This is a genomic window from Burkholderia sp. BCC0398, from assembly GCF_902833245.1.
GTDB lineage: Bacteria > Pseudomonadota > Gammaproteobacteria > Burkholderiales > Burkholderiaceae > Burkholderia > Burkholderia sola.
In genome coordinates, this window is the sequence record NZ_CADFEM010000011.1 from 141,486 (window position 1) to 167,503 (window position 26,018).

Sequence of the window (26,018 nt, forward strand, 5' to 3'; positions counted from 1 at the left end):
CTGAAGGCCTTAAGGAAAATTTCTGTAGCGATCTTTAAGTAAAACTATTAGAACTTGCCAGGCTTGACATGAAAGACGGTTGCTCACTCCACCGTCACCGACTTAGCCAGATTCCTCGGCTTATCAATATCCGTCCCCCTTGCCAGCGCAGCGTGATACGCGAGCAGCTGCATCGGCACCGTATGCAGGATCGGCGACAACGGCCCGTAGTACTCGTTGAGCCGAATCACCTCGATCCCGTCACTAGGCACCAACCCACAGTCCACATCCGCGAACACAAAAAGCCGCCCATTCCGCGCACTGACCTCATGCATGTTCGACCTGAGCTTTTCAAGCAGCATGTCATTCGGCGCAACCGCGATCACCGGCATTTCATTGCTGACGAGCGCCAGCGGCCCATGCTTGAGCTCCCCCGCCGGATAAGCCTCCGCATGAATATAGGAAATCTCCTTCATCTTCAGCGCGCCTTCCAGCGCGATCGGATAATGCATCCCGCGCCCGAGAAACAGCATGTTGTCGCGTCGCGCGAGCAACTCCGACCACGCCATGATCTGCGGTTCGAGCGCGAGCACCTTCGACATCGCATCGGGCAGATGCCGCAGCGCGCGCAAATGTTCCTTTTCTTCATCGTCACTCAACCGCCCGCGCACCTGCGCCAGCGACAGCGTCAACAGGAACAGCGCAACGAGCTGCGTCGTAAACGCCTTCGTCGAAGCCACGCCGATCTCGACCCCCGCACGCGTCACGAACTGCAGCGCACATTCGCGCATCAGCGCACTCGTCGCGACGTTGCAGATCGCGAGCGTGTGCATCATCCCGCTGCGTTTCGCGACGTGCACGGCCCCAAGCACATCAGCGGTTTCACCGCTCTGCGACACCGCAACCACCAGCGTGCGCGGATTCGGCACACTGTCGCGATAACGAAACTCGCTGGCGATCTCCACGCTGGCCGGCAGCTTCGCGATGCTCTCGATCCAGTACTTCGCGGTCAGCGCCGCGTGATAGCTGCCGCCGCACGCGAGCAGCAGCACCGAATCGACGTCGTTGAACACGCGCCACGCGCCGTCGCCGAACAGCTCGGGCATGATCGACGAAACGTCGAGCAGCGTATCGGCCACGGCCTGCGGCTGTTCGAAGATCTCCTTCTGCATGTAGTAGCGATACGACCCGAGATCGGCCGCGCCGCTATGCGCGGCGACGCGTTGCACCGCGCGCTCGACGCGCTGGCCGTTCGCATCGACGATCCAGTAGCGATGCAGCTGGATATCGGCGACGTCGCCGTTCTCCAGATAGGCAATGCGATCGGTGATGCCCGACAGCGCAATCGCATCGGACGCCAGAAAATTCTCGCCTTCGCCGACCCCGACGACGAGCGGCATCCCGTCGCGCGCGCCGACAATCCGGTGCGGCTCGTCGCGGCACATCACCGCGATCGCATAGCTGCCGCGCAGTCGCGCCACCGCACGCCGGACCGCATCGAACAGATCGCCGTCGTACAGGTGGTCGATCAGGTGCGTGATTGCCTCGCTGTCGGTCTGACTCGCGAATACATAGCCGTGCGCCTGCAGTTCCGCGCGCAGTTGATCGCAGTTCTCGATGATCCCGTTGTGCGACAGCGCGATGCGCGCATTCGCGTCGCTCGGCGAGAAGTGCGGATGCGCGTTGAGCGTGACGGGCGCGCCATGGGTGGCCCAGCGCGTATGCGCGATTCCCGTGTAACCGGACAACGCCAACTCGGCGATCTCGCGCTGCAGGTTGGCGACACGATCGACGCTGCGGGCGCGCGCCAGCGCGCGGTCGCGGTAGACCACGACGCCGCACGAGTCGTAGCCGCGGTATTCGAGCCGTTTCAGGCCGTCGACCAGGTTCGGCAGGATGTCCCGCTGGGCAACCGCCCCGACGATTCCACACATATCGCGCTCCGTAAATGTCCTGTCTGGATCAGTGAGAGCGATGGTAGAGCCAGTGAAATGGAATTAAATTTCAAAAAACTGCAAAACATGAAATTGGTGGATGATCGCCTATCATGTTGAAATTAAATTTCACTTTCTGACCGGAAGGAGTGCGCGATGGCCGGCATCACCCTCGACGACCTCGACCTGCGCATCCTCGCGATCCTGCAGGACGACGCGTCGGTATCGAACCTGCAACTCGCCGAGCGGGCGCTGTCGTCGCCACCTACCTGCATGCGTCGCGTGCGCCGGCTGACGGAGGCTGGCGTGATCCGTCGGCAGGTCGCGGTGCTCGATCCGGTCGCGATCGGCACGGGCGTCACCGCACTGATCGAGATCAGCCTCGACCGGCAGACGGCCGAAGACTACGACGCGTTCGAAGCGTACGTGTGCGCGGAGCCGGCCGTCACGCAGTGCTATCGCGTGTCGCCGGGGCCCGATTTCGTCGTGATCGCCGATCTCGCCGACGTCGCCGAATACGACGAATTCGCGCGGCGGCTGTTCACCGGCGCGTCGAACGTCCGCAACGTGCGGACGTTTTTCTCGACGCATCGCGCGAAATTCGAGGCGAACGCGCGGGTCGCGCATGCGATGCGCAAGCTCGCGTAGCGTGAGGTAACCGCGTCGTTCGTCCCGCATCACGCAGTCGGGGCCGCGCCCGGCAGTTGCAGCGGCTTGCCGTATCCGAAGCAATGCGCAGGTTCGGGAAACACGCGCTGCCGCACGTCGTGCGCGTACTGGCGGATCGCGTCGCGCATCACGGCGTTCGCATCCGCGTAGCGCTTCACGAAGCGCGGCGTGTACGCATCGAACGCGCCGATCATGTCCTCGGTCACGAGCACCTGCCCGTCGCACGCGGGCGATGCACCGATGCCGATCGTCGGGATCGTCAGCGTTTCGGTCAGGTGGCGCGCGAGCGCTTCGGCGGTGCCTTCGATGACGACACTGAATGCGCCGGCCCGCTCGGCCGCGCACGCGGCGTCGAACACCTGCGCGGCCGAACGCGGGTCCATGCCCTGCGCGCGGAAGCCGCCCGTCGCGTTGGCCTGCTGCGGCATGAGGCCGACATGCGCCATCACCGGAATGCCGCGATCGGTCAGGAAACGGATCGTGTCGGTCATCTCGCAGCCGCCTTCGAGCTTCACGGCCTGCGCGCCGGTTTCGGCGAGGAGCCGCGCGGCGGAGCGATAGGCTTGCGCGGGCGATTCCTGGAACGTGGAGAACGGCAGGTCGATGACGACGCACGCGTGCGCGGCGCCGCGCACGACGGCCGCCCCGTGTGCAATCATCATGTCGAGCGTGACGCGCAGCGTATCGGGCATCCCGTACAGGACCATGCCGACGGAGTCGCCGACGATGATCACGTCGGCCACGTCGTCGACGAGTTTCGCCATCGGCGCGGAATACGCGGTCAGCGACACGAGGCTGCCGATGCCTTTGGTCGAGCAGATCGCGGTGACGGTGTTGCGGGTGATGCGGGTATGAGCGCTCATGGGCGGAAGCCGTGTGACAAAGGAGCCGCCACGGTAGCATCGCGCTCGTTCGTGCAATGACCTTCGGAGGACGTCTTATGTTGCTGGCGGGACAACCCGGCGACCCTTACGCAGTGCCGCCGATGGCGCGCCTGCCGAGGCCGCTGTACGTGCGTGCGTTCGGGATTCCTCGCAACGTGAGCGTCGACGCGCACAGTCATCCGTGGGCGCAACTGATGTATGCGACGAGCGGCGTGCTCGAGGTGACGACACCGTCGAGCCGGCAACTGCTGCCGCCGCACTATGCGATGTGGATTCCGCCACACGTGCCGCACGCGGTGTCGACGCGCGATTGCGTCGCGTTCCACAGCCTGTATCTCGACGCAGCCATCGCGCGCGGCGACGTGAACGACGATTGCACGATCCTCTGCATGACGCCGCTGCTGCGCGAACTGGTGCTCGCGACCGGCGAGTTGCCGGTGAACTACGACGAGACGGGGCCCGACGGTGCGCTCGTGTGCCTGATCGCGGACCGGATCGCCCGCATGCAGCCGGCGCCGCTCACGGTGCCGCTCCCGCGCGATCCGCGCCTGCTGAAAATCGCGCGCGCGTTGCACGCGGCGCCGGGCGATACGCGCAGTCTCGACGAATGGGGCCATCAGGTCGGCGCGACGCGGCGCACGCTGTCGCGGCTGTTCCGGCAGGACACGGGGCTGTCGTTCACCGAATGGCGGCAGGCCGTGCGGCTGCTCGCGTCGCTGCCGCTGCTCGATGCGGGGGCACCGATCGGCACGGTGGCCGCGCAACTGGGTTACGACTCGACGTCGTCCTTCATCGCGCTGTTCCAGGCGAAATTCCGCGTGACGCCCGGCGCGTATGCGAAGCGTGAAGCGCGTCGGCCGGTGTTGAGCGTGTGATGCGTTCCGTCGATCAGAACGCGAGCGCTTGCTGCACCGGGTGCCGGGCATCGCGCGAAAACCCCGCGCCTTCGAGCGACAACAGCGCACGCTTGCGGTCGATGCCGCCCGCATAACCGGTCAGGCTGCCTGACGCGCCGACCACGCGATGGCACGGCACGATGATCGATACCGGATTGCGGCCGACCGCGCCGCCCACCGCGCGCGCGCCGCTCATCGGCAATCCGACGCGCTCGGTGATGTCGCCGTACGACACGAGTTCGCCGAACGGAATCGCAAGCAGTTCCTTCCATACGCGTTGTTGAAACGCGGTGCCGCGCAGGTGGATCGGCACCGAGAACGTGTCGCGCGCGCCGGTGAAGTACTCGGCGATTTCTTCCGCGACCCGGCGTGCGACCGGCGACCTGGCGAGCGCGTCCGCTTCGCGCACGATCGCCACCGACGGAAAGTATTTCTGGCCGACGAAGTACAGGCCGGTCAGCGCATCGTCCTCGATGCGCACGGCGATGTCGCCCAGCGGGCTCGGAATCAGGTGAGCGGGAGTCATCGCGCTACATCTCCATGAAGGCGCCACCCATGCAGGGCGGCATACGCGCGCCACGGCGCCCAGCGCGCCGCCGCGTGCGGTGCGGAGGACGGCCCGCGCGCGAGTTCGGTGCGAGCGGGCAGCCACGCGTCGTCGGCCGGGAACGCGTTCGGCCAGGCCATCGCGCGCATCGCGACGTACTGCACCGCGCGTTCGTCGAAGCCGGGCAGCGCGCGCAGCGCGGCGAGCGTCGCGTCGAGCGGCGCCATCGGTTCGAGCGCGAGCGTGCCGTCGTCGATGGCGCGGGCGACGGACACGATCGCGCGCGCCGTGTCGTGTTCGATGCCGATCGTTTCGAGGGCCGAAGGCGGCAGCGCGGCCAGCGTCGCGGCGCAAGGCAGTGCATGCGTGAGGCCCGGCGGCGCGCCGTCGACCGCCGTGCCGAAGCGTTCCGCGAGGCGGGCCAGCGACGGCGTATCCGCCTGCGCCGACGCAAGCTGCTCGCCGACGATCGCACGGATCGCGATCTCGATACCATCGAACGCACCGGGCACGCGCAGGCCCGGCGAGCCGCTTGCGAGATCGCCGAGATGCGCATCGATCACGTCGGGGCGGCTGTCGAGATCGAACAGCCGGCGCACGCGTGCGAGCACGGCCGGCACGACCGGCGTCAGCGCGGGCGACACGGTGACGGCCAGCGCGAAGCGCTGCGGCAGGTGCGCGACGGACAGCCAGCCGGTCACGCGGCGGCCGTCGTTCCGGTCGGGCAGGTCGACGATGCGGGCATAACGCTGCGCGTCGATCCGCTCGACGCCGTCGATCTGCCGCTGCGCGAGAAAACGCATCAGGTCGGCCCACGCGAACGGCGGCCGGTACGGCAGCGGAAAGGTCATGTCGCCGTCGGCCGCTGCACCGGCCCCCTTGCGCAGCCGCAGCGGATTGAGGCCGTAGCGCTGGCGGAACAGGTCGTTGAAGCGCCGCACGCTGCCGAAGCCGGCCGTCGACGCGACGACGGCCACGGGCAGCGCGGTATCGGTCAGCAGCCGCTTGGCCATCAATAGCCGCTGCGTCTGCGCGAACTCGACGGGCGACACGCCGAACTGCGCGCCGAAGATCCGCCGCAGATGGCGTTCAGTCACGCCGACGCGCCGCGCAAGCGCATCGACGGAATGCGCGTTCAGGAAACCGTCGTCGATCAGTGTCGCGGCCGCGTCGGCGAGATTGCCGGACAGGTCGAGCAGCCCGTGGCCGGGCGCGAGCTCGGGTCGGCAGCGCATGCAGGGCCGGAAGCTGGCTTTCTCGGCGGCCGCGGCGGTCGGGTAGTAGCTGCAGTTTTGCGCCTTCGGCGGCCGCACCGGGCAGACGGGGCGGCAATACACGCCGGTCGTCGCCACGCCGACGAAGAACCAGCCGTCGAAGCGGCGGTTCCGCGAAAGCAGGGCGTCGTAGCAGGTGTTGGGATCGAGGCGCATGCGACGACTGTAAACCATCCTCGCGGTCGATTCTGGCTGGAATCGGACATGTATGTCGGCCGCCCCGCGCCTGCCGCGCCGCGGCGGGAAAATCAGCGGAAAAACGGTTAATGCCACTCTGCGAAACAGTCGTCTCTTTTGCCGCGACCAATTTGAGATGACTCATCGAAATCCCCGACTGACACGGTACCGGCACGCGGCCTATCCTTTTGAAAAACGTTTTCCAGATTGGTTGGTGAAAAGGGCCCGTGCGTCAGCGCGTGGGCCGTTCGCCCCGGCGCCGGTCGCCGGTCAACGAACTTCGTGCGGCGCGACGGGCGCGACCGCGCATCGGAGACATTCATGCCTTCTGCCGTCGTCGGCGCGGTGCGCGCGGCCGCCAGCCGCTACCGCTGGACCGTTTGTGCGCTGCTGTTTTTCGCGACCGTCATCAACTACATGGATCGGCAGATCCTCGGCCTGCTCGCGCCGATGCTGCAGCACGACATCGGCTGGAGCCAGGTGCAGTACGGCCGCATCGTGATGGCGTTTTCGGCGTTCTATGCGCTGGGTCTGCTCGGCTTCGGGCGCATCGTCGACTGGCTCGGCACGCGCGTGTCGTACGCGGTGGCGATGCTGGTATGGAGCATCGCCGCGATGCTGCACGCGGCGGTCGGCTCGGTGACGGGCTTCGCGGCCGTGCGCGCGCTGCTCGGGATCGGCGAGGGCGGCAACTTCCCGGCCGCGATCAAGACGACGGCCGAATGGTTTCCGCGCCGCGAACGCGCGCTCGCGACCGGCATCTTCAACTCGGGCGCGAACATCGGCGCGGTGTTCGCGCCGGCGATCATCCCGGCGATCGCGGTGGCCTACGGCTGGCGCGCGGCGTTCGTGATCATCGGCGCGATCGGCATCGTGTGGCTCGCGGTGTGGCTGGTGATGTATCGCACGGCCGACACGCGCGCGCTCGCCGCGGAATACGACGAGCCGCGCGACGAAGCCGAGGCGCTCGACGCGGCGAACGCGAACGCCGGCGCGCCGCGCTGGGGCGAACTGATCCGCAAGCGCGAGACGTGGGCCTTCCTGGTCGGCAAGTTCCTGACCGATCCGGTGTGGTGGTTCTACCTGTTCTGGCTGCCGAAGTGGCTGAACGAGTCGCGCGGGATGGACATGCAGCACATCGGTTTGCCGCTCGTCTGCATCTATGCGCTGACGACGGTCGGCAGCATCGGCGGCGGCTGGCTGTCGTCGATGCTGCTGCGCGCGGGCTGGAGCGTGAACCGGGCGCGCAAGACGGCGATGCTGATCTGCGCATGCTGCGTGCTGCCGATCGCGTTCGTGTCGCAGGTGCAGAGCCTGTGGATCGCGGTGCTGATCGTCGGTCTCGCCGCGGCCGCGCACCAGGGCTGGTCGGCGAACCTGTTCACGACCGCGTCCGACCTGTTCCCGCGCCGTGCGGTCGCGTCGGTGGTCGGCATCGGCGGGATGGCCGGCTCGATCGGCGGCGTGCTGTTCTCGGAAGTGATCGGCCAGGTGCTGCAGCGCACCGGCCACTACTGGGTGCTGTTCGCGATCGGCGCGTCGGCCTACCTGATCGCGCTGGCCGTGATGCACGTGCTCACGCCGAAGATGAAGCCCGCGAAACTCGATGCGTGATGGCGTATCGGCCAAGCGACAACGCCGCCCTCGGGGCGGCGTTTTCAGTTCGGGGACGTGACGCGCGTCGCGATCGCGTCAGCCGGCCGAGGCCGTCGACGCGCGCATGATCAACCGCGGCTCGAACGTCGAATAGCTCGCGTCGGTGCGCCCGGCGAGCGCGTCGATCAGCTTCTGCATCGCGAGCTCGCCCATGTTCTCGCTCTGGATGTCGACGGTCGTCAGCGCGGGCGCCGCGTATTCGCCGTACGGCACGTTGTCGATGCCGGCCACCGACACGTCCTGCGGCAGCCGGAAGCCGAGCGACGCGGCTTCCTTCATGAAGCCGAGCGCGATCAGGTCGTTGTAGCAGATCACGGCCTGCGGGCGCTGCGGCCCGAGCATCACGCGGGAGCACGCGCGCTCGCCGGCCTCGGCGGTCGGCGCGTGCGCGTCGTGCACGTCGAGCGTGAGCCCCGCTTCGGCGAGGCAGTCGCGCGCGCCCTGGATCCGTTCGTCGTTCACGCGCGCGGTGCCGAAGCCGAGATACGCGATGCGCGTATGGCCGAGATTGAGCAGGTGGCGCGCGAGCATGTAGGTCGACAGCCGGTTGTCGATGCCGACGCTCGGAATCGGCAGGCCGGGGCTGCGGCGCAGCAGCACGAGCGGCTTGTTGAGGTCGAGCATCCAGCCGGCTTCGTCGTCGGGCATCCGCGTGCTGACGATCAGCCCGTCGACGCGCTGCGCGAGCGCCTCGATCAGCGAGCGTTCGCGCGCCTGGCTCTCTTCGGTATCGACGAGCAGCAGCGTGTAGTCGTGCTGCAGCGCGACGCGGTTCGCGCCTTTCACGACGTTCGTGAAGTGCGGGTTGCTGATATCGAGGATCACGAGGCCGATGGTGCGGGTGCGGCCGGTGATCATCGAGCGCGCGAGCGGGTTCGACCGGTAGCCGAGCCGCTCGATCGCCTCCTTCAGCCGTGCCTCGACGGTCGGCGAGAAGCGCTGCGTGCCGTTCACGTACTTCGATACCGTCGCGACCGACACGCCGGCTTCCGCGGCCACGTCGCGGATCGTCGAGGAAACTTTTTTCATGCGAAGGGTAACGTTTTCGTTCGATAACGCCCGATTGTGGCAGAAAAAGCCGGCGCGCAGATCGCAGCCGATATCGGGAAAGTGCGGATGGCTGCGAGCAGCTTCGACCATTGACGCTCGGCGTCGCGTCCGCGTATAGTTGGAAAACGTTTTCCGTCTTAGCCAGATCCAAGGAGATTCGATGAACGCCTCATCCCCCGCCGCGCGCAAACCGTTCGGCCGCCTGTTGCTGACGGGCGCGGCCGGCAACCTCGGCCGCCAGTTGCGCGGCGCGCTCGCCGACTGGGCCGACGTCGTGCGCGTCAGCGACATTGCGGCGCTCGGTGACGCGGCCGCGCATGAAGAGCTCCGCGTGGTCGACCTGGCCGACCGGCCGGCCGTGATGGATCTCGTCGACGGCGTGGACGCGATCGTCCACCTCGGTGGCATTTCGGTCGATGCGCCGTTCGACGATCTGGTCGGCGCGAACATCACCGGCACGTACAACCTGTACGAAGCCGCGCGCAAGCACGGCGTGAAGCGCGTCGTGTTCGCGAGCTCGAACCATGCGATCGGTTTCCATCCGGTCACCGACGTGCTCGACGCCGATGCGCCGCTGCGGCCCGACAGCCTGTACGGCGTGACGAAGTGCTTCGGCGAATCGCTGTCGCGCTACTATTTCGACCGCTTCGGGATCGAGACGGTGTGCCTGCGGATCGGGTCGTCGTTCGAGGTGCCGAAGAACCCGCGCATGCTCGTCACGTTTCTCAGCTATCGCGACTTCATCGAACTCGTGCGCTGCTCGCTGCTGACGAACCGCGTCGGGCACGCGATCGTCTACGGCGCGTCGGACAACCCGGTGAAGTGGTGGGACAACACGAAGGTCGGCTTCCTCGGCTTCCGCCCGCGCGACAGTTCCGAGCAGTTCGCCGGGCTGTTTCCGGTGACGGCGCCGACCGCCGAGTACGACGATCCCGCGCAGCGGTTCCAGGGCGGCGGGTTCGTCGTCGGCGAGCCGATGGAGCGGAAGGCGTCGTAAGCATCGTCGGCGTCGAGCCTCAACGCAGAATGTCGGTCGCCTTGTGCCGCTCGTCGACGCCGTCGATCAGGATCAACGGGCCGCTCGCGTGCCGTGCGCGCAGCGGCTGGATCTGCCGGTACGCATCCGATTCGTACCATTCGCGCGCGGTGTCGAGATCGGGAAACGCGATCGCGATCAGGTCGCCGCGCCACACGCCTTCGCGCACTTCGGGCCGTGCGCCGTGAATCACGAAATGGCCGTCGTACGGCGCGAGCGTGCCGTCGATCCGTTCGAGGTACTCGACGATGTCGTCGCACATGTCGACGTCATGCAGGTGGGCGATGGCGTAGGCGGTCATGGGAGGCTCCTTGGCGGGATGCGGTTCGAGAGTCGATGGAGCCATGATCGCGGCGCGCGCGGCGCGCGTCGATTACCTGCGACGTAAGCAAATCGCGACGACCGCGCTACATCGTGCTTCAGGCCGCGGCGCGCATCGATCGACGGGACGGTGCCGTGCAATTCCGCATCGCAATCGATCACGCCCGCTTGCGCGCCGGCCGCACGACGGGCACGGGCTCCAGCGGCTCGGCGGCCTGCTCGCACAGCCGGTCGAGCATCCGCTGCGCGGCACCCGCGCAATCCTCGCCGGCCGGCTTGTTCTCGATCTCGTCGATCAGCGTTTCCAGATGCTGCCGGTTCTGCGCGAGACGCCGTTCGAGCAGCGCGATTTCGTCGACCTTGTGCCGCAGCGCGACCAGCAGTTGATCGTGCGGCCATGCGCCGAGATCCGGCGGCAGCACCGCACGGATCTCGTCGAGCGAGAAGCCCGCGCCCTGCGCGCGGTCGATGATCGCGAGCCGCGTCAACGCTTCCGGGCCGTACTCGCGATAGCCGTTCGCCTGCCGGCGGGCCGGCTCGAGCAGGCCGCTCGCCTCGTAGAAGCGGATGCGCGACGCCGCGAGGCCGCTCGCCTTCGCCAGTTCGCCGATTTTCATGGTGGGCTCCAAAAGGGCTTGACCTTAAAGTTGACTTTAAGGTTATCGTGGGCCATCGTCAATCGAGGATCTGCCGCCATGAATCTGTTTGCGCCCCTCACACTGCCCAACGGGGCGGTGATTCCGAACCGTCTGGCCAAGGCCGCGATGGAAGAAAACATGGCCGATGCGGACCACGCACCGTCCGACGCGTTGCTGCGCCTGTACCAGGCCTGGGCCGACGGTCAGGTCGGGCTGATCCTGACCGGCAACGTGATGGTGGACGGCCGCGCGATGACGGGACCGAACGGCGTCGTGCTCGAAAGCGACGCGCATCTCGACCGATTCCGTCGCTGGGCGCAGATCGCGCGCTCGGGCGGCGCGCACGTATGGATGCAGATCAATCACCCGGGGCGGCAGATGCAGGCGGCGCTCGGCCAGACGACGCTCGCGCCGTCGGCCGTGCCGCTCGCGCTCGGCGCGCTGTCGAAGCAGTTTCCGGTGCCGAAGGAAATGACGGCAGCCGATATCGCCGACGTGCAGCAGCGCTTCGTGCGCGCCGCGCAGCTCGCGGAGCAAAGCGGCTTCACCGGCGTGCAGGTGCACGCGGCGCACGGCTATTTGCTGAGCCAGTTCCTGTCGCCGCTGACGAACCGCCGACAGGATCAATGGGGCGGGAGCATCGAGAATCGTGCGCGCCTGCTGCTCGATATCGTGAAGGCGGTGCGCGCGACGGTGTCGCGGGCATTCGTCGTCGCGGTGAAGCTGAACTCGGCCGATTTCCAGCGCGGCGGTTTCAGCGCGGACGACGCGAAGCGCGTGGTCGAACTGCTGAATCCGCTCGGCGTCGATCTCGTCGAACTGTCGGGCGGAAGCTATGAAGTGCCGGCGATGCAGGGCGAGGCGCGCGACGGGCGCACGCTGGCGCGCGAAGCGTATTTCCTCGAGTTCGCGCGCGACATCACGGCCGTCGCGCGGATGCCGCTGATGGTTACGGGCGGTATTCGGCGCCGCGCGGTGGCCGAGCAGGTGGTGGACAGCGGCGTGGCGATGGTCGGCATCGCGACCGCGCTGTCGATCGACCCGAACCTGCCGCGCGACTGGCGCGCCGGCAAGGACAGCGCGCCGGTGCTGCAGCCGATCCGCTGGAAGAACAAGGCGCTGGGCGCGCTGGCGAACATGGCCGTCGTCAAGTTCCAGCTCACGCGATTGAGCGAAGGGCGCCGCACGCACCCGCAGGTGTCGCCGCTGCGTGCGCTGGTGCGGCAGCAACTGGCCGCGCAATGCCAGACGCGGCGCTACCGGAAGTGGATGGCGGGCCCGCGTGCGTGACGGGCGCGGGCGGGCCGGCAGCGGCGCGACCGGACACTGACCGGCCCGCCGCCGCGCACCCGTTGCGCGCCGGCGCGCCGCATCAGAACCGGTAGTTCGCCAGCACCTCGAACCGCCGGTCGTTGCCGAGCAGATACTGCGTTTCGTTGTAGTACGCGGACTGCACGTAGCGGCGATTGAACACGTTGTACGCGCGGGCGGTGATCGTCGTGTCCTTGCGCGGCTTCCATGCGAGGCCGAGATCGACGGTCGTGTACGACGGCATCACGAGCTGGTTCGCGGTATCGGCGAACCGCTTGCCGACGTATTTCACGCCTGCGATACCCGTCCAGTCTGGCGCAAAGCGCCAGCTCACCCACAGGTTCGCGAGCCGCTGCGGCACCGACACCGGCACGTTGCCCGCGCGCGACACGGCCGTGCCGCCGGACGACTGCTGGAAATCGTCGTATTTCGCGCGCAGGATCGACACGTTCGCATCGACGCGCCAGTCCTTCGCGATCTCCGCGCCGACCGTCGCCTCGAGCCCGCGCGACGACTGCTGGCCGACCTGGATCGACTGGTTCGGGTTCACCGGGTCGGCCGTCAGCAGGTTGCGCTTCACGATCCGGTACGCGGCGAGCGTCCATTCCGCCTTGCCGTCGAGGAACGACTGCTTCACGCCGATCTCGATCTGCCGGCCGGTCGCGAGCGTGAAGTTCGCCTTCGACGCATTCAGCGACAGCAGCGAGCTGACCGGATCGGCCGCGACCGAATACTGGCCGTACACGGCGAGGCCGGGCTGCACGTCGTACACGGTGCCGATGCGCCAGCCGGTGTTCGCGAACACCTTCGTGAACGCGCCGCCGTTCACGAGATCGTCGCGGTTCACGCTCGCGTGGTCGTAGCGCAGCCCGCCGATCACCGACCAGCGCGGCGTGATCTCGAGCCGGTTCTCCGCGAACAGCGCGTACTGGTTCGACTGGCTGCGGTACTTCGGAAACGTGCCGGCCGTATTGATGAAGCTGCCCGGATCGAAGTCGAACGGATCGACCGTCGACGTGCCCGCATACGGCGAGTTGTTGTCGTGCTGGAACGTCGTGTGGTTGAACTCGACGCCCGCCGAAAACGTGTTGCGCATGCCGAACAGCGCGCCGCCGACGGTGGCCGTCGTCATGTTGCCGTATTGCTCCTGGTCGTGAAAGATCTCGGTATAGCTGCTGCGCCGGACTTGCGCGCTCGATGGCAGGTACGTGTAGTACTCCGCATCCTTCCAGTGACGGTTGCTCTTCATCCGGTAGAGCGTGCTCGTCACGTTCAGGCTGTCGCTCGGCTGCCAGTTCGCCGAGACGGTCGCCCAGCTGTCACGGAACGCGATGTCGGCGTCGCCGACGTTGTAGTTCTTCTTGTCGAGCCCGCGATCGCGCGCACCGTTGACGAGCGGCACGCCGAAGTACTGCATCGGATGCATGAAGCCCTGCGCGTACGACGCCGTCACGAACAGGTCGGGCGTCACGTCGTAGCGCAGCGCGCCGGAGACCGACAGGTTGCGCGAATTGCCGTGATCGACCCAGTTCGACGATCGGTTGCCGCTGATGTCGAAGCGGTACGACAGCCTGTCGTTGATCGCGCCGCCGCTGCCGAACGCGGCCCGCGCGGTGCCTTCGGTGCCGCCGCCGACCTGCAGTTCGTTGCGGATCGGCGTGCGTGTCGGCTTCTTCGGGACGATGTTGACCACGCCGCCGATCGCGCCTTCGCCGTAGATCACCGAAGCGGGGCCGCGCAGCACGTCGATATGGTCGACCGACCACGTGTCGAACGGGAACGTGACGCCGATCGCGCCGTACGGGCGCACGCCGTCGTAGAGCTGCGTGACCGACGACGCGCCGACGAAGCCGCGCGCGGCGAGCTCCGAGTTGCCGTTGCCCGGATGCGGCGACGCGCTGATGCCGGCGGCGCGGCTCACGGCGTCGATGATCGAACGGTCGCCGCGCGTGTCGAGTGTCGCGCGGCTGATCTGCTCGACGCTCGCGGGCGTTTCGAGCGACGACAGCCCGAGATGGCTGCCGGTGTCGAGCGGTTGCATCAGCGCGGGCGCCTTCTGCGCGTCGACGCGAATCGGTGCGAGCGTGGCGCCGGTGCCGTCGACGCCGTTTTCCTGTGCGTGTGCGTGCCCGGCCGGCGACAGCGCCGCGAGCATGGCAGCAGGCAGCATCAATTTGAACTTCATCAGAATTTGCTCCGAGAGCCCCCGCCATTGATGGCGGGAAGGAAAGGCGTGCTGTTGACAGGCAGCTTTTCCCACGGGTTAGGATCACCGGCATGATCCTTGTCTACCGCTACCGGGTGAAATCGCTCAACGGACTGCTTAACAAGCAGAGCCGTGCGGTGAACTACGTCTGGAACTTCTGCAACGACACGCAGAAGCACGCGCTCAAGTGGAACAAGAAGTGGCCGACCGGTTTCGACTTGAATGTGCTCACGACCGGCAGCAGCAAGGCGCTCGGCATCCACTCCGGCACGATCAACGCGACGTGCGAGCAATACGCGAAGTCGCGCAGTCAGCACCGTCGCCCGTACCTGCGTTATCGCGGCAGGAAGTCGCTGGGCTGGGTGCCGCTGAAGGGCCGTGACCTGAAGCGCGAGGGTGACGCGTTCCGTTTCGCTGGCAACACGTTTCGCGTGTTCAACAGCCGAACGCTTCCCGAAGGCAAGATCAGGGATGGAACCAACTTTGCGCAGGATGCGCGTGGCAACTGGTTTCTCAACATCGTGATCGAGATACCCGATGTTCAGGCCCGCCCGATCCGTTCCGGCGTCGGCATCGATCTCGGCTTGAAAGACTTCGCCACACTTTCGACCGGCGAGAAGCTGCCTAACGATCGGTTCGGTCGATGCGCGGCCGAGAAACTCGCGAAAGCGCAACGGGCGCGAAAACACAGGCGGCATATCGCGAAGTTGCACGCCAAAGTGACGAACGCCCGTGCCGATTTCCAACACAAGCTCGCGCTCGATCTGGTGCGGCGCTTCGATTACATCGCGGTCGGCAACGTATCTGCCGTCAAACTTGCCAGAACCAGGATGGCGAAAAGCGTCTACGACGCGTCCTGGTCGTCCTTCCGGAACAAGCTCCGTTACAAAGCGATCGCGCACGGAGCCACGTTCGAGGAAGTCGACGAAAGCGGTTCGACCCAGTCCTGTTCGTCGTGCGGGTCGCAAGCCAGCACGACGCGGCCGAAAGGTATCGCGGGACTGCGAATAAGAGAATGGGCCTGCAGTGGATGTGGTGTCGAGCATGATCGTGATATCAACGCTGCGCTGAACATTCTCCGATGCGGACGTGCATCGCCAGGTGTGGGAATCCTCCGCCTTTAGGCGGAGAAGGACGTCAATGCTTCGGTTTCCTTCGAATGGGGGGAAGCGCTTGCGTCGGTCACGCCGCGGCGCGCGCCGCGCGGCCGAACAGCAGCCGGTCGAGCAACCAGACCGCGACGATCGTCAGCCCCATCAACGGGAACACGATGCCGAGCAGCACGAGCCCGGCGATCCAGCCGCGCATCGGCGGCGCGCCGCGTTCGCGCGACGGTGCGCCCAGCGTCCGGGCCGGGCGGCGCTTCCACCACATCACGGTGCCCGTGACGGCCATCGCGGCCAGCCCGAGCGACAGCACCGCGCAGAGGATCTGGTTCGCGAGCCCGAAATAACGGCCCATGTGCAGCGACGTGCCGTACGACACCGCGCGCGATACCGCGCCGTAGTCGTCATAGCGGATGTCCTTCAGCACGGCGCCGCTGTACTGGTCGACGTAGATCGTGCGTTCCGCCTTCGGGTCGGCCGGAAAGTACGACGCGGTGAACACGCCGTCCGCGCCGGCCGGCAGCGCGAGCGTGTAGCCGCTCGTCACGCCGAGCCCGGCGACGATCGCGATCGCGCGGCCTAGCGGCAGCGGCGCGGGCGTCGGCGCGGACGGTGAATGCGGGACGGGCACGTTGCCGACCGCCCACGGCGTTTGCGGCAGCGGCAGGTCGTCCATCACCATCCCGGGCATCGATTCGTCCGATTCGTGGTGATGGCCGGACGGGACGGCGGCCGGCGCACGCGCAGTGTCGGCCACCGCGGCGGCGCCCGGGCGCGTCGAGCGCACCGACGCGCCGCCCCACGCGCCTTCCGGCGCGCCGAGGTTCACGGTCGCGGCGAGCGCCTTGAAATTCTTGCCCCACGAGCCCGACCACGGCAGCCCGGACAGGATGAACGCGATCGTGCCGGCCGCGAGCCAGATGCCGGCCGTCGCGTGAAGGCTCTTCCACAGCGGCCGGCCGCGCAGCGACAGGTCAGGCTGCAGCGCGCGCCCGACGCGTGCCGCGCCGCGCGGCCACCACAGCGCGATGCCCGTGCCGATCATCACGAAGGTCCAGCAGGCGGCGAGTTCCATCAGCAACTCGCCGGTCTTGCCGAGCAGCAGCTTGCGATGCAGCATCCGGTCGACCTGCATGAAGCGGTTCTCGACGCTCAGCGTGCCGAGCACGCGGCCGTCGTACGGGTTCACGTACACGCTCTCGCGGCTGCCGTCGCGCAACCGGAAAACGTACTCGGCGCTGCGGTCCGGCGCGGCGGAGACTTGCACGGAAACCGGCGTTGCGCCGGCCGGCATCGCGGTGCGGGCGCGAGCGAGCAGCGTGTCGGCATCGAGCCGCGGCGTCGCGCGCGGTTCGACGACCAGCCGGTGCGGATACAGCAGCGGCTCGATCTGCGGCTGGAAGCAGTAGAGCGTGCCCGTGATCGCGAGGATCACGAGGAACGGCATCACGAACAGGCCGGCATAGAAATGCCAGCGCCAGAGCGTCCGGTAACCGGCGCTGGCGGAACGGGCGGGCGAGATGGCCCGATCGACGATGGTCGACATGGTATGAACTCCTCGGGTTCGTCGAGCGGCGGGGCCGGCGCGGGCCGGCGGCCGTCAACGTGCGTCGCACCCGCGTGCATGCGTCGGCGCGGCAGGCGGCACCGCGCGCTGCGCAAACGGGGCGCAGGGCGGCGTCGCCCGCGCGACGCGGGCATGCGGGTGAACGCGTGAATCAGGTCGGGCGAAACGAACGGCGTGAACGCGCATGCACGTCGACGTGCATGCGTCCCGGGACGGAACGTTCAGCAGAACCGGGGAGGCGCGCGGGAGGGCGGGCGATCGTCGAATATCGATCGCACGAAAGGAGGGCTGTAGAAGTGAACGCGGAAGCGCCGCGGCGCCGCCGCGGGAAACAGCAGCACCAGCAGCACGAACGACGCGAGCGCGGTGAACAGCGCGGCGCCGAATGCGCACAGGCCGTCGCCGTCGCCGGAGGACGCGGCCTTGTCGGCGTGCGCGTCATGCTTGAGTGCATCGACGAGCGCGAGCGCATCGTTGGCCGGCGTGATCGGCGCGCTCGCGTCGAAGCGGGCGGCCAGTGCGGCGCCGGCGACGATCAGCGGGCCGCGGCCCGAACACAGCACCACCGAGCCCGCCTCCGGACCGTCCGGATCGAGCATCACGGCGCCCGACATCAGCGCGCGGGACAGCAGCGTCACGAGGAGCAATCCCCACAGCCACTGTCGCGCGACGCCTGGCCGGAGCAGGAAGCGGCGAAGTGCGTTCATGGCGCGCGATTGTACCGCCGTTTGCGCGCAGGAGCAGGCGGGCCGTGCGTGTGCGGAGGCGAATCGCGCCTGGCCGGCGTGGCCGCAAGGGACGTGCGCGGCCTCCGGTCCGTTGCGCCGGCTTACACCGGATACGCGTCGTCGACCTTCAGGTTCGCGAGCCGGAACAGCGTGCGCAGTGTCTGCGGATGAATGTCGCGATGCGCGGCGAGCGACGTCAGCATGAAGTCGAGCACCTTCGCGTAGCGCAGCAGCACGAGGCAGCGCGCGAGATCGGGCGTGCGGCCGCGCATGTCTTCGGCGAGCGTGACCATTTGCGTCGACAGCGTGTGCGCCATCTCGAGTTCCATCTGCTGTTTTTCGGTCCAGTCGGGCAGCGGCTGTTCGAGCACCTTCGCGAGGAAGAGCTGGAACGACGAATCGGACGAGTTGGGCTGCGCATCCATGGAGAGCCTCGTTGCGTGTGCATGTCGTACGGGCGGATCCGGGGAGCGCCCGAGGGTGAATTCATGTCCGCGCGGTAACGGGCGCGGCTTCTGCCCGAACGGAATGCAGGTTCCGTACCAGCGCCGCCGCGCGATTGTTGAGTAATGTTGAGCCGCGATCCGGCATCGCGCGGCGAGTCCCGTCGGGACTGGATCGCGCAGGCGATCGAGGAGCGTGTCTATCGGCTGCAGGCAGACGGTATCGGACGCCGGAAGCGGCGCGACGATGCGAAATGCTTCACGGATGTAACGTAACGCGGGCATCGGGCGCGTCGCGCGTTTCTGCCGGCGAAAGGCCGCAACGGCGCGTGCCGGGCGGTTCGGCCACGCCCGTCGTGCGTTCGCCGACGGGAAACGACTGCATGGAGCGCCCGCCGCCGCATCGCGCGAACCGGCGGCGAATGCGCCAGTTGTTTCAAAACAGAGACGGTCCGGGCGTGGCGACTGGTTGCATGGCCACACAACTGGCCCAGCGAATTGCCGTGCAATTGTCCATGGGCAGACGGCGCAGGTTTGCCAACAATCTCCCGATCGTCTCCGCGAGCTTCGACATGAACGTCCACGCCTTCTTCTCCGCCAACCTGCTGCTTGCCTACACCGCGTATTTCATCGGCACGGCCAGTCCCGGGCCGAGCAATCTCGCGATCATGTCGGTCGCCGCGAACCAGGGCCGCAAGGCGGCGTTCGCGTTCGCGCTCGGCGTAATGTCGGGGTCGATGTTCTGGGCGACGGTGGCGGCGCTCGGCGTCTCGGCCGCGCTGCTCGCGTGGTCGAAGCTGCTGGTCGCGATCAAGGTGTTCGGCGGGCTGTACCTGCTGTGGCTCGCGTTCAAGTCGGCGCGCACGGCGTTGTCCGGCCCGCCGGCGGCAGCGGCGAACGCCGCGCGCGAGCAGCGGCTGTCGCGCTTCTACGTGCGCGGCGCGATGCTGCACCTGACCAATCCGAAGGCGATTCTCGTGTGGGTGTCGATCGTCGCGCTGTCGTCGAACGGCGCGGGCGGCGCGCACGGCGCCGTCGTGCCGGGTTGCCTCGCGATCGGCTGCCTGGTGTTCGGCGGCTATGCGCTGGTGTTCTCGATGGACGGTGCGCGCCGGTTGTACGTGCGCGGGCGGCGCGCGATGGAAGCGTGTCTGGCTGTCGTGTTCGGGGTGGCGGGCGTTCGGCTGCTGGTGACGAACGTCTAGGGTCAGCGCAAGCCCGTTATTAGCGTGAACAGGCCCTTGCCCGCGTGGAGCTTTGCCGGAAGCCTCCGCCGCACCGACGTGCGACGGAGGCGCCGGCATCGATCAATACCGCTTCAGAAAATGAAGCCCGTATTGATGAACTTCGAGTGGTGATCCGACACGATCGAATCGAGCAACTGCTTGCTGCTGTCGGTCTGCTTCGCCGCGACCATCGAGCGGATCGAGAACGCGCGCAGCGCATCGCTCACCGACAGCGTGCCTTCCGCCGAATCCTTGCGGCCCGCGAACGGGAACACGTCGGGCCCCCGCTGGCACTGGCAATTGATGTTCACGCGGCACACCTGGTTCACGAGCGGATCGACGAGCGCGCCGATCTGCGCGGGATCCGAACCGAAGATGCTGACCTGCTGGCCGTGCTCCGACGTCGTCACGTAGTCGAGCGCGGTGTCCACGTCGTCGAACGGCGCGACCGGAATGATCGGCCCGAACTGCTCCTCGCGGTACAGCTTCATCCCTTCGGACACCGGATACACGACGGCCGGGTAGAACAGCGTCTTGCTGAACTCGCCGCCCTGATGGTTGATGACCTGCGCGCCCAACGCCCTCGCGTCGTCGATCGCGTCGGTCATGTACGCGGTGCGATGCATGCCGGGCAACGGCGTGATGCTGACGCCCTTTTCCCACGGCATGCCGATCTTCAGCTGTTCGAGCGCGGCGGTGAAGCGCTTCAGGAATTCGTCGACGATCGAGCGATGCACGAGCAGCATCTTCAGCGCGGTACAGCGCTGGCCGTTGAACGACAGCGCGCCGAGCAGGCACTCCTTCACGGTGAGGTCGAGATCGGCGTCGGGCAGCACGATCGCCGCGTTCTTCGCGTCGAGGCCGAGGATCGCGCGCAGCCGGTGCGACTTCGGATGCTGCTTCTTCAGGTGATCGGCGACCTTGCTCGAGCCGATCAGCGCGAGCACGTTGATCTTGCCCGACGCGAGCATGTGCGGCACGACCACCGCGCCCGGCGCGTAGATCGTATTGATCACGCCCTTCGGGAACGCGTCGCGGAACGCTTCGAGCAGCGGTTCGAACAGCAGCGTGCCGTACTGAGGCGGCTTGAACACCACGGTATTGCCCATCAGCAGCGCGGGAATCAGCGTCGCGAAGGTTTCGTTCAGCGGATAGTTGTACGGGCCCATGCACAGCACGACGCCGAGCGGCGTGCGGCGGATCTGGCCGATCGTGCCTTCCGCGATCACGAAGCGCGAGTTCGCGTTGTCGAGCTCCTTCAGCGCGTCGATCGTCTGCGTCATGTACGTGACGGTGCGGTCGAACTCCTTCTGCGAATCGGCGAGGCTCTTGCCGATCTCCCACATGATCAGGTTCACGACGAGTTCGCGCTGCGCGACCATCCGCTTGATGAAGTCCTGCATGCACGCGATGCGCTGCTCGACCTTCATCGTCGGCCACTCGCCGCGGCCGGCGTCGTACGCGCGCACCGCGGCGTCGAGCGCCGCGTCGCTTTCCGTTTCGCCCATCACCGGGTAGCTGCCGATCTCGACCTGCTCGACGCTGCCATCCGCCTGCCGCACGCACACGGGCGACAGCACGGTCTTGGTCGCGCCGTCCCACGGTCGCAATTCGCCGTCGACGAGCGACACGCGCTGGTGAATCGGCGAAGCCAGCCGGAATTCGGCGGGGATGTCCTGTAATGCGGGAAACAGGTGCTGCAGGGAGGCGGAATCGGGCATGACGGTCTCGTTTGACGGGGTGTCCGGGAAGGACGGGCGATGCGAATCCTGAACGGAATGATCCTCGATCCTGAATCGGCATCATGACGCGCACGCGGCTGCGCGTCACGCACGAACATGGCCGATTCAACGAATGGAACCAGTTCCATTTAAAAGGAACGTCGCGACGAATGCAACACAGAGGGAATCGTGTCGCAATTACCGTAAGCATTTGGAAAGACTGTTGCCGAATCGCCGGTATAACAGCTTGAGTGCAACCGCAAACGTTTTACTTCGGCAGAATTGAGCGGATAATGGCCCGACGCGGTGAGGAAAAAAATGCAGTGAACCTGAGAGCAGACGTAGTGAAGAACAGAAGAAGATCCGCCGCGCCGCCGATACGAGGTCGGCTGGCCGGAGCGCCGGGCCGGGGTTGCCCGGTCCGGCGCACACCGGACTATTGAATCCGTCCCGCCTGCTTGTCCCGATCCTTCGTGATCCTTCCCAGTTTCTCCGTCGCCCTCCCGAATCTCGCCTTTTACCGATCGTTGCCGCATGAGGCGACTGATCCAATGCTTTCTTTTTCATTGCGATTCGGGCCGCCAAATGGCCTGAATAGAAAGGCATTCGTCAGGAATGCGGGACGCGATAAGCGTTCACGTTGCGGGCAGGCGACACGATGAAAATTAATTAAAAACACGAATCATTCTCGTTTATTATTTCGCCGCATTACGGGCCGTGACGGGGCGTCACGGCTTTTTTCGTGCCGGTTGCGCCGGCCGGCAGCGATACGCGCCGGCCGTTCGCCGTTTTCTTCACCCCCTTCCACGTTCACGATGAAACTCAACACGAGCGCGTGCCATGCGCTTCTGATCGCCACGTCGCTGGCCGGCGCCCGCACTTCGTTTGCGCAGGCGGCCGACGCCGCGGCGACCCTGCCCGCGATTTCCGTCAACGCGGCCGCCGAGCATGCGTCGTACGACGGCGGCCATTCGCGCGCGGCGACCAAGACCGACATGTCGCTGATGGACGTGCCGCAGACCGTGAACGTCGTGCCGCACGCGGTGATCGAGGATCAGAACGCGACTTCGCTGCAGGACGCGTTGCGCAACGTGCCGGGCGTCGGCTTCTCGGTCGGCGACGGCCAGCGCGACCAGATCACGATCCGCGGCTTCAACAGCATCACGGATCAGTACGTCGACGGCATTCGCGACGATGCGCTGTACTACCGCGACCTGTCGAACGTCGATCGCGTGGAGGTGCTGAAGGGGCCGGCGGCCGTGCTGTACGGGCGTGGCTCGGCGGGCGGCATCGTGAATCGCGTGCTGAAGCGGCCGCAGGCGAACCCGGTGAACGACGTGGGCGTGACGCTCGGCACGCGCGGCGAGCGGCGCGGCGAATTCGACCTCGGGTGGAACCCGAACGACGCGGCGCACTTCCGCATGACCGGCGCGGCCGAGAATTCGAACAGCTTCCGCGACCAGTTCCAGCTCAACCGGCAGGCGATCGCGCCGTCCGCGCAGTTCAAGCTCGACCGCGACACGGTGCTGAACGTCGAATTCGACTACCTGCACGACCGCCGCACGTCCGACCAGGGAGTGCCCGCGTATCGCGGCCGGCCGGTCGACGTGCCGATCAACACGTACTACGGGTCGGCCGACGGGGTGAACAGTTCGTACAACGACGTCTCCGCGAAAAGCGCGACGGTGTCGCTCGATCACCGCTTCAACGATTCGCTGTCGTTCCACGGCGCGATCCGCGCGTACGACTTCTCGCTCGAGCGGAAGAACTACGTGAACTACGAGCCGATCAAGACTGCCGCGCACCCGGTCGTCACGCTCGACCAGTCGACGCGCCAGCGTACCGATCACGGCATCGACGGGCTGTTCGAACTCACGCAGAAGACGTCGCTGTTCGGCATGCGCCACGAGCTGCTGTACGGGCTGGAGCTGTCACAGCAGCAGAAGTTCGACACGATCTACAGCGTGACGAAGGTCGCGACCTACGATCTCTTCAATCCGCAGCCGGTCGTCCTGCCCGGCGTGCCGACCGGCGCGCGTGCGAAGACGAACGCGTCGACCGTCGTCGGGCTCGCGGGCGTCTACGCGCAGGACCTGATCTCGCTGACCGAACACTGGAAGGTGCTCGCGGGCCTGCGCTTCGACTACCTGAACCAGATCCGCCACGACTACACGTCGTCGAACGTCAATCTCGACCGTACCGATCATGCGTGGAGCCCGCGCGTCGGGCTGATCTACGAACCGCTCGACTGGCTCACGCTGTACGGGTCGTTCAGCCAGTCGTTCTCGCCGCTGGCCGACACGCTGATCAGCTCCGGCGCGTTCTCGAACGGCGCCGCGCTCGCGCCACAGAAGACCACCGCGTATGAAGTCGGCTCGCGCTTCGACCTCGGCGGCAAGGCGACGGCCAGCGTCGCGCTGTTCGACATGCGCCAGACCAACCAGCAGATCGGCGATCCGGCGAATCCCGGCTACGCGCTGCCGATCGGCACGCAGCACGTGCGTGGGATGGAGCTCGGCTTCACCGGCGAGATCGCGCCGAAGTGGTCGGTGTATGCGGGTTACGCGTACCTGAACGGCACGGTGGACGGTTCCGCGCAATCGACGGCGGCCGGCCTCGCGGTGTCGAGCAACACGCCGGGGCTGATGCCGCGCCACAGCGCGAACCTGTGGCTCAAGCGCGAGTTGCCGTACGGCTTCTATGCGGCGGCCGGCATGCAGTTCCAGTCGGCGCGCTATACGTCGGCGAGCGATCTCGTCACGCTGCCGTCGTTCACGGTGTTCAACCTGGGCGCAGGCTATCGCAGCAAGAAGGTCGACGTGACGCTCACGCTCGACAACCTGTTCAATCGCCGCTACTTCATCTCCGCGCACGGCAACGCGGACCTGTACAACATGCCCGGCGATCCGCGCACGCTGACCGCCACGGTGAAGTGGCACATGTAACGCACGCGGTGCGCGACAATGCGGGTCTTCGTCACGATGATCCGCACTTCGCTGCCCATGATCCGCCCCGCGATTGATGTATCGAGCATGACCGGCCGCGCCCGCGCGCTGTTTTTATCGTTGCTGGCGTGCGGCCCGCTCGCGGCCGGGGCGCAGACGATCCCGGCGGATGCCGAGCCGGCTTGCCATGCGATGCAGATCGACCGGACGATCACGCTGTCGGGGCGTTACGCGCTCGACTACGGCGACGAATCGATCGGGTCGGACGTGTGGTTCGAAGAGGACGACGCATCGGCGCGACGCTTGCCCGCCCGCTCGCAACGCGCGGGCGTGATCGTTTTCACGAACCAGCACGAGGCGAGACGCGGGCTACGGCTACCGGCCGTGCAACCCCGCGGCGTATGCCGGTTCGACGGGCGTGCGACGCTCGTGATCCGCGATCTGGAGACGGCGTGTCCCGGGCTGGAAACGCCCGATCGTGCGCGGCTGGTGAAGATCGTGGCGGCCGACGTGCCGTCGCGACACGCATGCGCAGCCGCCGCGCGATGACGCCGGTGCGACGCCGCCGTTACTCGACGTCCTCGTCGTCTTCCTCATCTTCCGCATCGGCGTCGTGCGCATCGCGCTCCGGCGCCGCATACGCGCTCGCCTGTTCGAGCAGCCAGCCGCGGAACGATTCCAGCGGCTTGCTGTGGCTGAACTCGGTCGGATACACGAGGTAGTACGCCGAATCGCCGACGGTTGCCGCATCGCACGGCACGACGAGGCCGAGCTGCTGCAACTGTTCCTCGACGAAGAACTTCGGCACGAGCGCGACGCCGAGCCCGGCCGCGGCCGCGCTGATCAGCATCGTATGCAGTTCGTAGCGCACGCCCTGCATCGTGCGGATGTCCTCGACGCCGTGCGTCTCGAACCACTGCGCCCACGCGCCGGGGCGCGTCGTCGAGTGCAGCAGCGGATACGCGAGCAGATCCTCGACACGCTCGACCGGCCCGTTCAGCAGCGCGGGCGCGCAGATCGGCACGACTTCCTCGCCGAACAGGTAGTCGGACGACGTGCCGGGCCAGGTCGGCTTGCCGTAGTGGATCGCGGCTTCGAAGTGCGTGTCCTCGAACGAGAACAGGTCGGTGCGGCTGCCCATGTTCACGCGCACGTCCGGCGTGCGGTCGTAGAAGCTCTTGATGCGCGGAATCAGCCAGTGCGACGCGAAGGTCGGCAGCACCGCGAGTTCCAGGTAACCGCCGCCGCTGCCGTGAGCGATGATCGACAGCGTGTCGCGGTCGAGCGCTTCCAGCGCGCGCCGCACCTGCGTGCCGTACAGCTTGCCGGCGCGCGTCAGCACGACGCGCTGCTTCACGCGCGCGAACAGCCGCACGCCGAGGCTCGCCTCCAGCGTCGCGATCTGCCGCGACACCGCGCTTTCGGTCAGGAACAGCTCCTTGGCCGCGTGCGTGAAGCTCTCGTGGCGGGCGGCGGCTTCGAACGCCACCAGCGCGCCCATGTTGGGAATCTTGAATTTACGCATGATGTTCGATTCGTCTGACGAACGCACCTGCCCGGTGCGGGCCGGCGGGCGGAGCCGGGAGCGGCCAATAATTCCAAAAACTCATCACATATCAATTTAATCTCGCTTTACGCCCGGCTGCAACCCTTTGAATAATGCTCCCCACGCAAGGTCAGGCGCTCGTGGGGCGGCCGGCCGAC

At 66.9% G+C, this 26,018-nt stretch carries 22 protein-coding genes; 9 read left to right on the forward strand and 13 right to left on the reverse strand.

Annotation, left to right across the window (positions count from 1 at the left end; all coding sequences use genetic code 11):
- Positions 1-83: 83 nt before the first annotated feature.
- Positions 84-1,913 carry a glutamine--fructose-6-phosphate transaminase (isomerizing) gene (gene glmS, locus HWX76_RS23835; RefSeq protein WP_050018088.1) on the reverse strand — a complete coding sequence of 610 codons (1,830 nt, stop codon included), beginning with the start codon at positions 1,911-1,913 and terminating at the stop codon, positions 84-86.
- Between the two features lie 156 nt (positions 1,914-2,069).
- Between glmS and HWX76_RS23840 the strand changes: the two genes are divergently transcribed.
- A complete protein-coding gene (locus HWX76_RS23840) occupies positions 2,070-2,561 on the forward strand; it encodes an Lrp/AsnC family transcriptional regulator (RefSeq protein ID WP_089488990.1) in 492 nt (163 codons plus the stop codon).
- A gap of 29 nt (positions 2,562-2,590) precedes the next feature.
- Here the strand turns inward: HWX76_RS23840 and panB are convergent, their stop codons facing one another.
- Entirely contained in the window at positions 2,591-3,445 is an 855-nt protein-coding gene (gene panB / locus HWX76_RS23845) for a 3-methyl-2-oxobutanoate hydroxymethyltransferase (RefSeq protein ID WP_176016429.1), read from the reverse strand.
- A gap of 77 nt (positions 3,446-3,522) precedes the next feature.
- On the opposite strand from panB, the gene HWX76_RS23850 reads away from it, so the two are divergent.
- On the forward strand, positions 3,523-4,341 hold the full coding sequence (locus HWX76_RS23850; RefSeq protein WP_089488992.1) for a helix-turn-helix transcriptional regulator: 819 nt from the start codon (positions 3,523-3,525) through the stop codon (positions 4,339-4,341).
- 13 nt (positions 4,342-4,354) lie between these two features.
- Here the strand turns inward: HWX76_RS23850 and HWX76_RS23855 are convergent, their stop codons facing one another.
- A complete protein-coding gene (locus tag HWX76_RS23855) occupies positions 4,355-4,888 on the reverse strand; it encodes a methylated-DNA--[protein]-cysteine S-methyltransferase (protein WP_089488993.1) in 534 nt (177 codons plus the stop codon).
- Positions 4,885-6,357, reverse strand: a complete 1,473-nt coding sequence (locus HWX76_RS23860; protein WP_176016430.1) for an AlkA N-terminal domain-containing protein — start codon at positions 6,355-6,357, stop codon at positions 4,885-4,887. The genes HWX76_RS23855 and HWX76_RS23860 overlap by 4 nt, the downstream gene beginning before the upstream one ends.
- Positions 6,358-6,681: 324 nt before the next feature.
- Between HWX76_RS23860 and HWX76_RS23865 the strand changes: the two genes are divergently transcribed.
- On the forward strand, positions 6,682-7,974 hold the full coding sequence (locus HWX76_RS23865) for an MFS transporter (protein WP_050018104.1): 1,293 nt from the start codon (positions 6,682-6,684) through the stop codon (positions 7,972-7,974).
- A gap of 78 nt (positions 7,975-8,052) precedes the next feature.
- Here HWX76_RS23865 and HWX76_RS23870 read toward each other — a convergent pair whose 3' ends face one another.
- Entirely contained in the window at positions 8,053-9,156 is a 1,104-nt protein-coding gene (locus tag HWX76_RS23870; protein WP_050018094.1) for a LacI family DNA-binding transcriptional regulator, read from the reverse strand.
- A 70-nt stretch (positions 9,157-9,226) separates the two neighbouring features.
- Here HWX76_RS23870 and HWX76_RS23875 point away from each other — a divergent pair, with 70 nt between their 5' ends.
- Complete coding sequence (locus tag HWX76_RS23875) at positions 9,227-10,063, forward strand: NAD(P)-dependent oxidoreductase (RefSeq protein WP_050018095.1); 837 nt, start codon at positions 9,227-9,229, stop codon at positions 10,061-10,063.
- Positions 10,064-10,082: 19 nt separating this feature from the next.
- On the opposite strand, the gene HWX76_RS23880 is transcribed toward HWX76_RS23875, so the two are convergent.
- Positions 10,083-10,403, reverse strand: coding sequence for a DUF1330 domain-containing protein (locus tag HWX76_RS23880; RefSeq protein WP_050018096.1), 321 nt, complete (start codon positions 10,401-10,403; stop codon positions 10,083-10,085).
- Between the two features lie 178 nt (positions 10,404-10,581).
- Positions 10,582-11,040: a MerR family transcriptional regulator gene (locus HWX76_RS23885; RefSeq protein WP_050018097.1), complete on the reverse strand. Its 459-nt coding sequence runs from the start codon at positions 11,038-11,040 to the stop codon at positions 10,582-10,584.
- A 78-nt stretch (positions 11,041-11,118) separates the two neighbouring features.
- Here HWX76_RS23885 and HWX76_RS23890 point away from each other — a divergent pair, with 78 nt between their 5' ends.
- Positions 11,119-12,351, forward strand: a complete 1,233-nt coding sequence (locus HWX76_RS23890; protein WP_050018098.1) for an NADH:flavin oxidoreductase/NADH oxidase family protein — start codon at positions 11,119-11,121, stop codon at positions 12,349-12,351.
- An 82-nt stretch (positions 12,352-12,433) separates the two neighbouring features.
- Here HWX76_RS23890 and HWX76_RS23895 read toward each other — a convergent pair whose 3' ends face one another.
- Positions 12,434-14,557 carry a TonB-dependent receptor gene (locus HWX76_RS23895; protein WP_176016431.1) on the reverse strand — a complete coding sequence of 708 codons (2,124 nt, stop codon included), beginning with the start codon at positions 14,555-14,557 and terminating at the stop codon, positions 12,434-12,436.
- 92 nt (positions 14,558-14,649) lie between these two features.
- Between HWX76_RS23895 and HWX76_RS23900 the strand changes: the two genes are divergently transcribed.
- Positions 14,650-15,702, forward strand: coding sequence for an RNA-guided endonuclease TnpB family protein (locus HWX76_RS23900; protein WP_124594203.1), 1,053 nt, complete (start codon positions 14,650-14,652; stop codon positions 15,700-15,702).
- 58 nt (positions 15,703-15,760) lie between these two features.
- On the opposite strand, the gene HWX76_RS23905 is transcribed toward HWX76_RS23900, so the two are convergent.
- The 3 genes from HWX76_RS23905 to HWX76_RS23915 form a co-directional block, all read right to left on the reverse strand.
- Positions 15,761-17,230 carry a PepSY domain-containing protein gene (locus HWX76_RS23905; RefSeq protein ID WP_124638361.1) on the reverse strand — a complete coding sequence of 490 codons (1,470 nt, stop codon included), beginning with the start codon at positions 17,228-17,230 and terminating at the stop codon, positions 15,761-15,763.
- 242 nt (positions 17,231-17,472) lie between these two features.
- Positions 17,473-17,958 carry a DUF2946 family protein gene (locus HWX76_RS23910; RefSeq protein WP_050018101.1) on the reverse strand — a complete coding sequence of 162 codons (486 nt, stop codon included), beginning with the start codon at positions 17,956-17,958 and terminating at the stop codon, positions 17,473-17,475.
- 122 nt (positions 17,959-18,080) lie between these two features.
- Positions 18,081-18,404 carry a hypothetical protein gene (locus tag HWX76_RS23915; protein WP_050018102.1) on the reverse strand — a complete coding sequence of 108 codons (324 nt, stop codon included), beginning with the start codon at positions 18,402-18,404 and terminating at the stop codon, positions 18,081-18,083.
- Positions 18,405-18,994: 590 nt separating this feature from the next.
- Between HWX76_RS23915 and HWX76_RS23920 the strand changes: the two genes are divergently transcribed.
- The gene (locus HWX76_RS23920) at positions 18,995-19,627 is read left to right on the forward strand and encodes a LysE family translocator (protein ID WP_124554362.1); all 633 of its coding nucleotides are present in this window, start codon (positions 18,995-18,997) and stop codon (positions 19,625-19,627) included.
- 113 nt (positions 19,628-19,740) lie between these two features.
- Here HWX76_RS23920 and HWX76_RS23925 read toward each other — a convergent pair whose 3' ends face one another.
- Positions 19,741-21,369, reverse strand: coding sequence for an NADP-dependent glyceraldehyde-3-phosphate dehydrogenase (locus HWX76_RS23925; protein WP_176016432.1), 1,629 nt, complete (start codon positions 21,367-21,369; stop codon positions 19,741-19,743).
- 815 nt (positions 21,370-22,184) lie between these two features.
- Between HWX76_RS23925 and HWX76_RS23930 the strand changes: the two genes are divergently transcribed.
- Together HWX76_RS23930 and HWX76_RS23935 are read left to right on the forward strand one after the other, a co-directional pair.
- Positions 22,185-24,314, forward strand: coding sequence for a TonB-dependent siderophore receptor (locus HWX76_RS23930; protein ID WP_176016433.1), 2,130 nt, complete (start codon positions 22,185-22,187; stop codon positions 24,312-24,314).
- Positions 24,315-24,401: 87 nt separating this feature from the next.
- The gene (locus HWX76_RS23935; protein WP_176016434.1) at positions 24,402-24,863 is read left to right on the forward strand and encodes a hypothetical protein; all 462 of its coding nucleotides are present in this window, start codon (positions 24,402-24,404) and stop codon (positions 24,861-24,863) included.
- A gap of 19 nt (positions 24,864-24,882) precedes the next feature.
- Here HWX76_RS23935 and HWX76_RS23940 read toward each other — a convergent pair whose 3' ends face one another.
- Positions 24,883-25,839, reverse strand: a complete 957-nt coding sequence (locus HWX76_RS23940) for a LysR family transcriptional regulator (RefSeq protein WP_050017281.1) — start codon at positions 25,837-25,839, stop codon at positions 24,883-24,885.
- Positions 25,840-26,018: the final 179 nt, after the last annotated feature.

Bases quoted from the DNA above. Each gene is read 5' to 3' on its own strand.
- HWX76_RS23915 (WP_050018102.1), bottom strand. From the start codon at position 18,404: ATGGATGCGCAGCCCAACTCGTCCGATTCGTCGTTCCAGCTCTTCCTC.
- HWX76_RS23855 (WP_089488993.1), bottom strand. From the start codon at position 4,888: ATGACTCCCGCTCACCTGATTCCGAGCCCGCTGGGCGACATCGCCGTG.
- HWX76_RS23895 (WP_176016431.1), bottom strand. From the start codon at position 14,557: ATGAAGTTCAAATTGATGCTGCCTGCTGCCATGCTCGCGGCGCTGTCG.
- glmS (WP_050018088.1), bottom strand. From the start codon at position 1,913: ATGTGTGGAATCGTCGGGGCGGTTGCCCAGCGGGACATCCTGCCGAAC.
- HWX76_RS23905 (WP_124638361.1), bottom strand. From the start codon at position 17,230: ATGTCGACCATCGTCGATCGGGCCATCTCGCCCGCCCGTTCCGCCAGC.
- panB (WP_176016429.1), bottom strand. From the start codon at position 3,445: ATGAGCGCTCATACCCGCATCACCCGCAACACCGTCACCGCGATCTGC.
- HWX76_RS23925 (WP_176016432.1), bottom strand. From the start codon at position 21,369: ATGCCCGATTCCGCCTCCCTGCAGCACCTGTTTCCCGCATTACAGGAC.
- HWX76_RS23940 (WP_050017281.1), bottom strand. From the start codon at position 25,839: ATGCGTAAATTCAAGATTCCCAACATGGGCGCGCTGGTGGCGTTCGAA.
- HWX76_RS23910 (WP_050018101.1), bottom strand. From the start codon at position 17,958: ATGAACGCACTTCGCCGCTTCCTGCTCCGGCCAGGCGTCGCGCGACAG.
- HWX76_RS23875 (WP_050018095.1), top strand. From the start codon at position 9,227: ATGAACGCCTCATCCCCCGCCGCGCGCAAACCGTTCGGCCGCCTGTTG.
- HWX76_RS23935 (WP_176016434.1), top strand. From the start codon at position 24,402: ATGACCGGCCGCGCCCGCGCGCTGTTTTTATCGTTGCTGGCGTGCGGC.
- HWX76_RS23885 (WP_050018097.1), bottom strand. From the start codon at position 11,040: ATGAAAATCGGCGAACTGGCGAAGGCGAGCGGCCTCGCGGCGTCGCGC.
- HWX76_RS23860 (WP_176016430.1), bottom strand. From the start codon at position 6,357: ATGGTTTACAGTCGTCGCATGCGCCTCGATCCCAACACCTGCTACGAC.
- HWX76_RS23870 (WP_050018094.1), bottom strand. From the start codon at position 9,156: ATGGTCGAAGCTGCTCGCAGCCATCCGCACTTTCCCGATATCGGCTGC.
- HWX76_RS23865 (WP_050018104.1), top strand. From the start codon at position 6,682: ATGCCTTCTGCCGTCGTCGGCGCGGTGCGCGCGGCCGCCAGCCGCTAC.
- HWX76_RS23920 (WP_124554362.1), top strand. From the start codon at position 18,995: ATGAACGTCCACGCCTTCTTCTCCGCCAACCTGCTGCTTGCCTACACC.
- HWX76_RS23840 (WP_089488990.1), top strand. From the start codon at position 2,070: ATGGCCGGCATCACCCTCGACGACCTCGACCTGCGCATCCTCGCGATC.
- HWX76_RS23880 (WP_050018096.1), bottom strand. From the start codon at position 10,403: ATGACCGCCTACGCCATCGCCCACCTGCATGACGTCGACATGTGCGAC.
- HWX76_RS23930 (WP_176016433.1), top strand. From the start codon at position 22,185: ATGAAACTCAACACGAGCGCGTGCCATGCGCTTCTGATCGCCACGTCG.
- HWX76_RS23900 (WP_124594203.1), top strand. From the start codon at position 14,650: ATGATCCTTGTCTACCGCTACCGGGTGAAATCGCTCAACGGACTGCTT.
- HWX76_RS23890 (WP_050018098.1), top strand. From the start codon at position 11,119: ATGAATCTGTTTGCGCCCCTCACACTGCCCAACGGGGCGGTGATTCCG.
- HWX76_RS23850 (WP_089488992.1), top strand. From the start codon at position 3,523: ATGTTGCTGGCGGGACAACCCGGCGACCCTTACGCAGTGCCGCCGATG.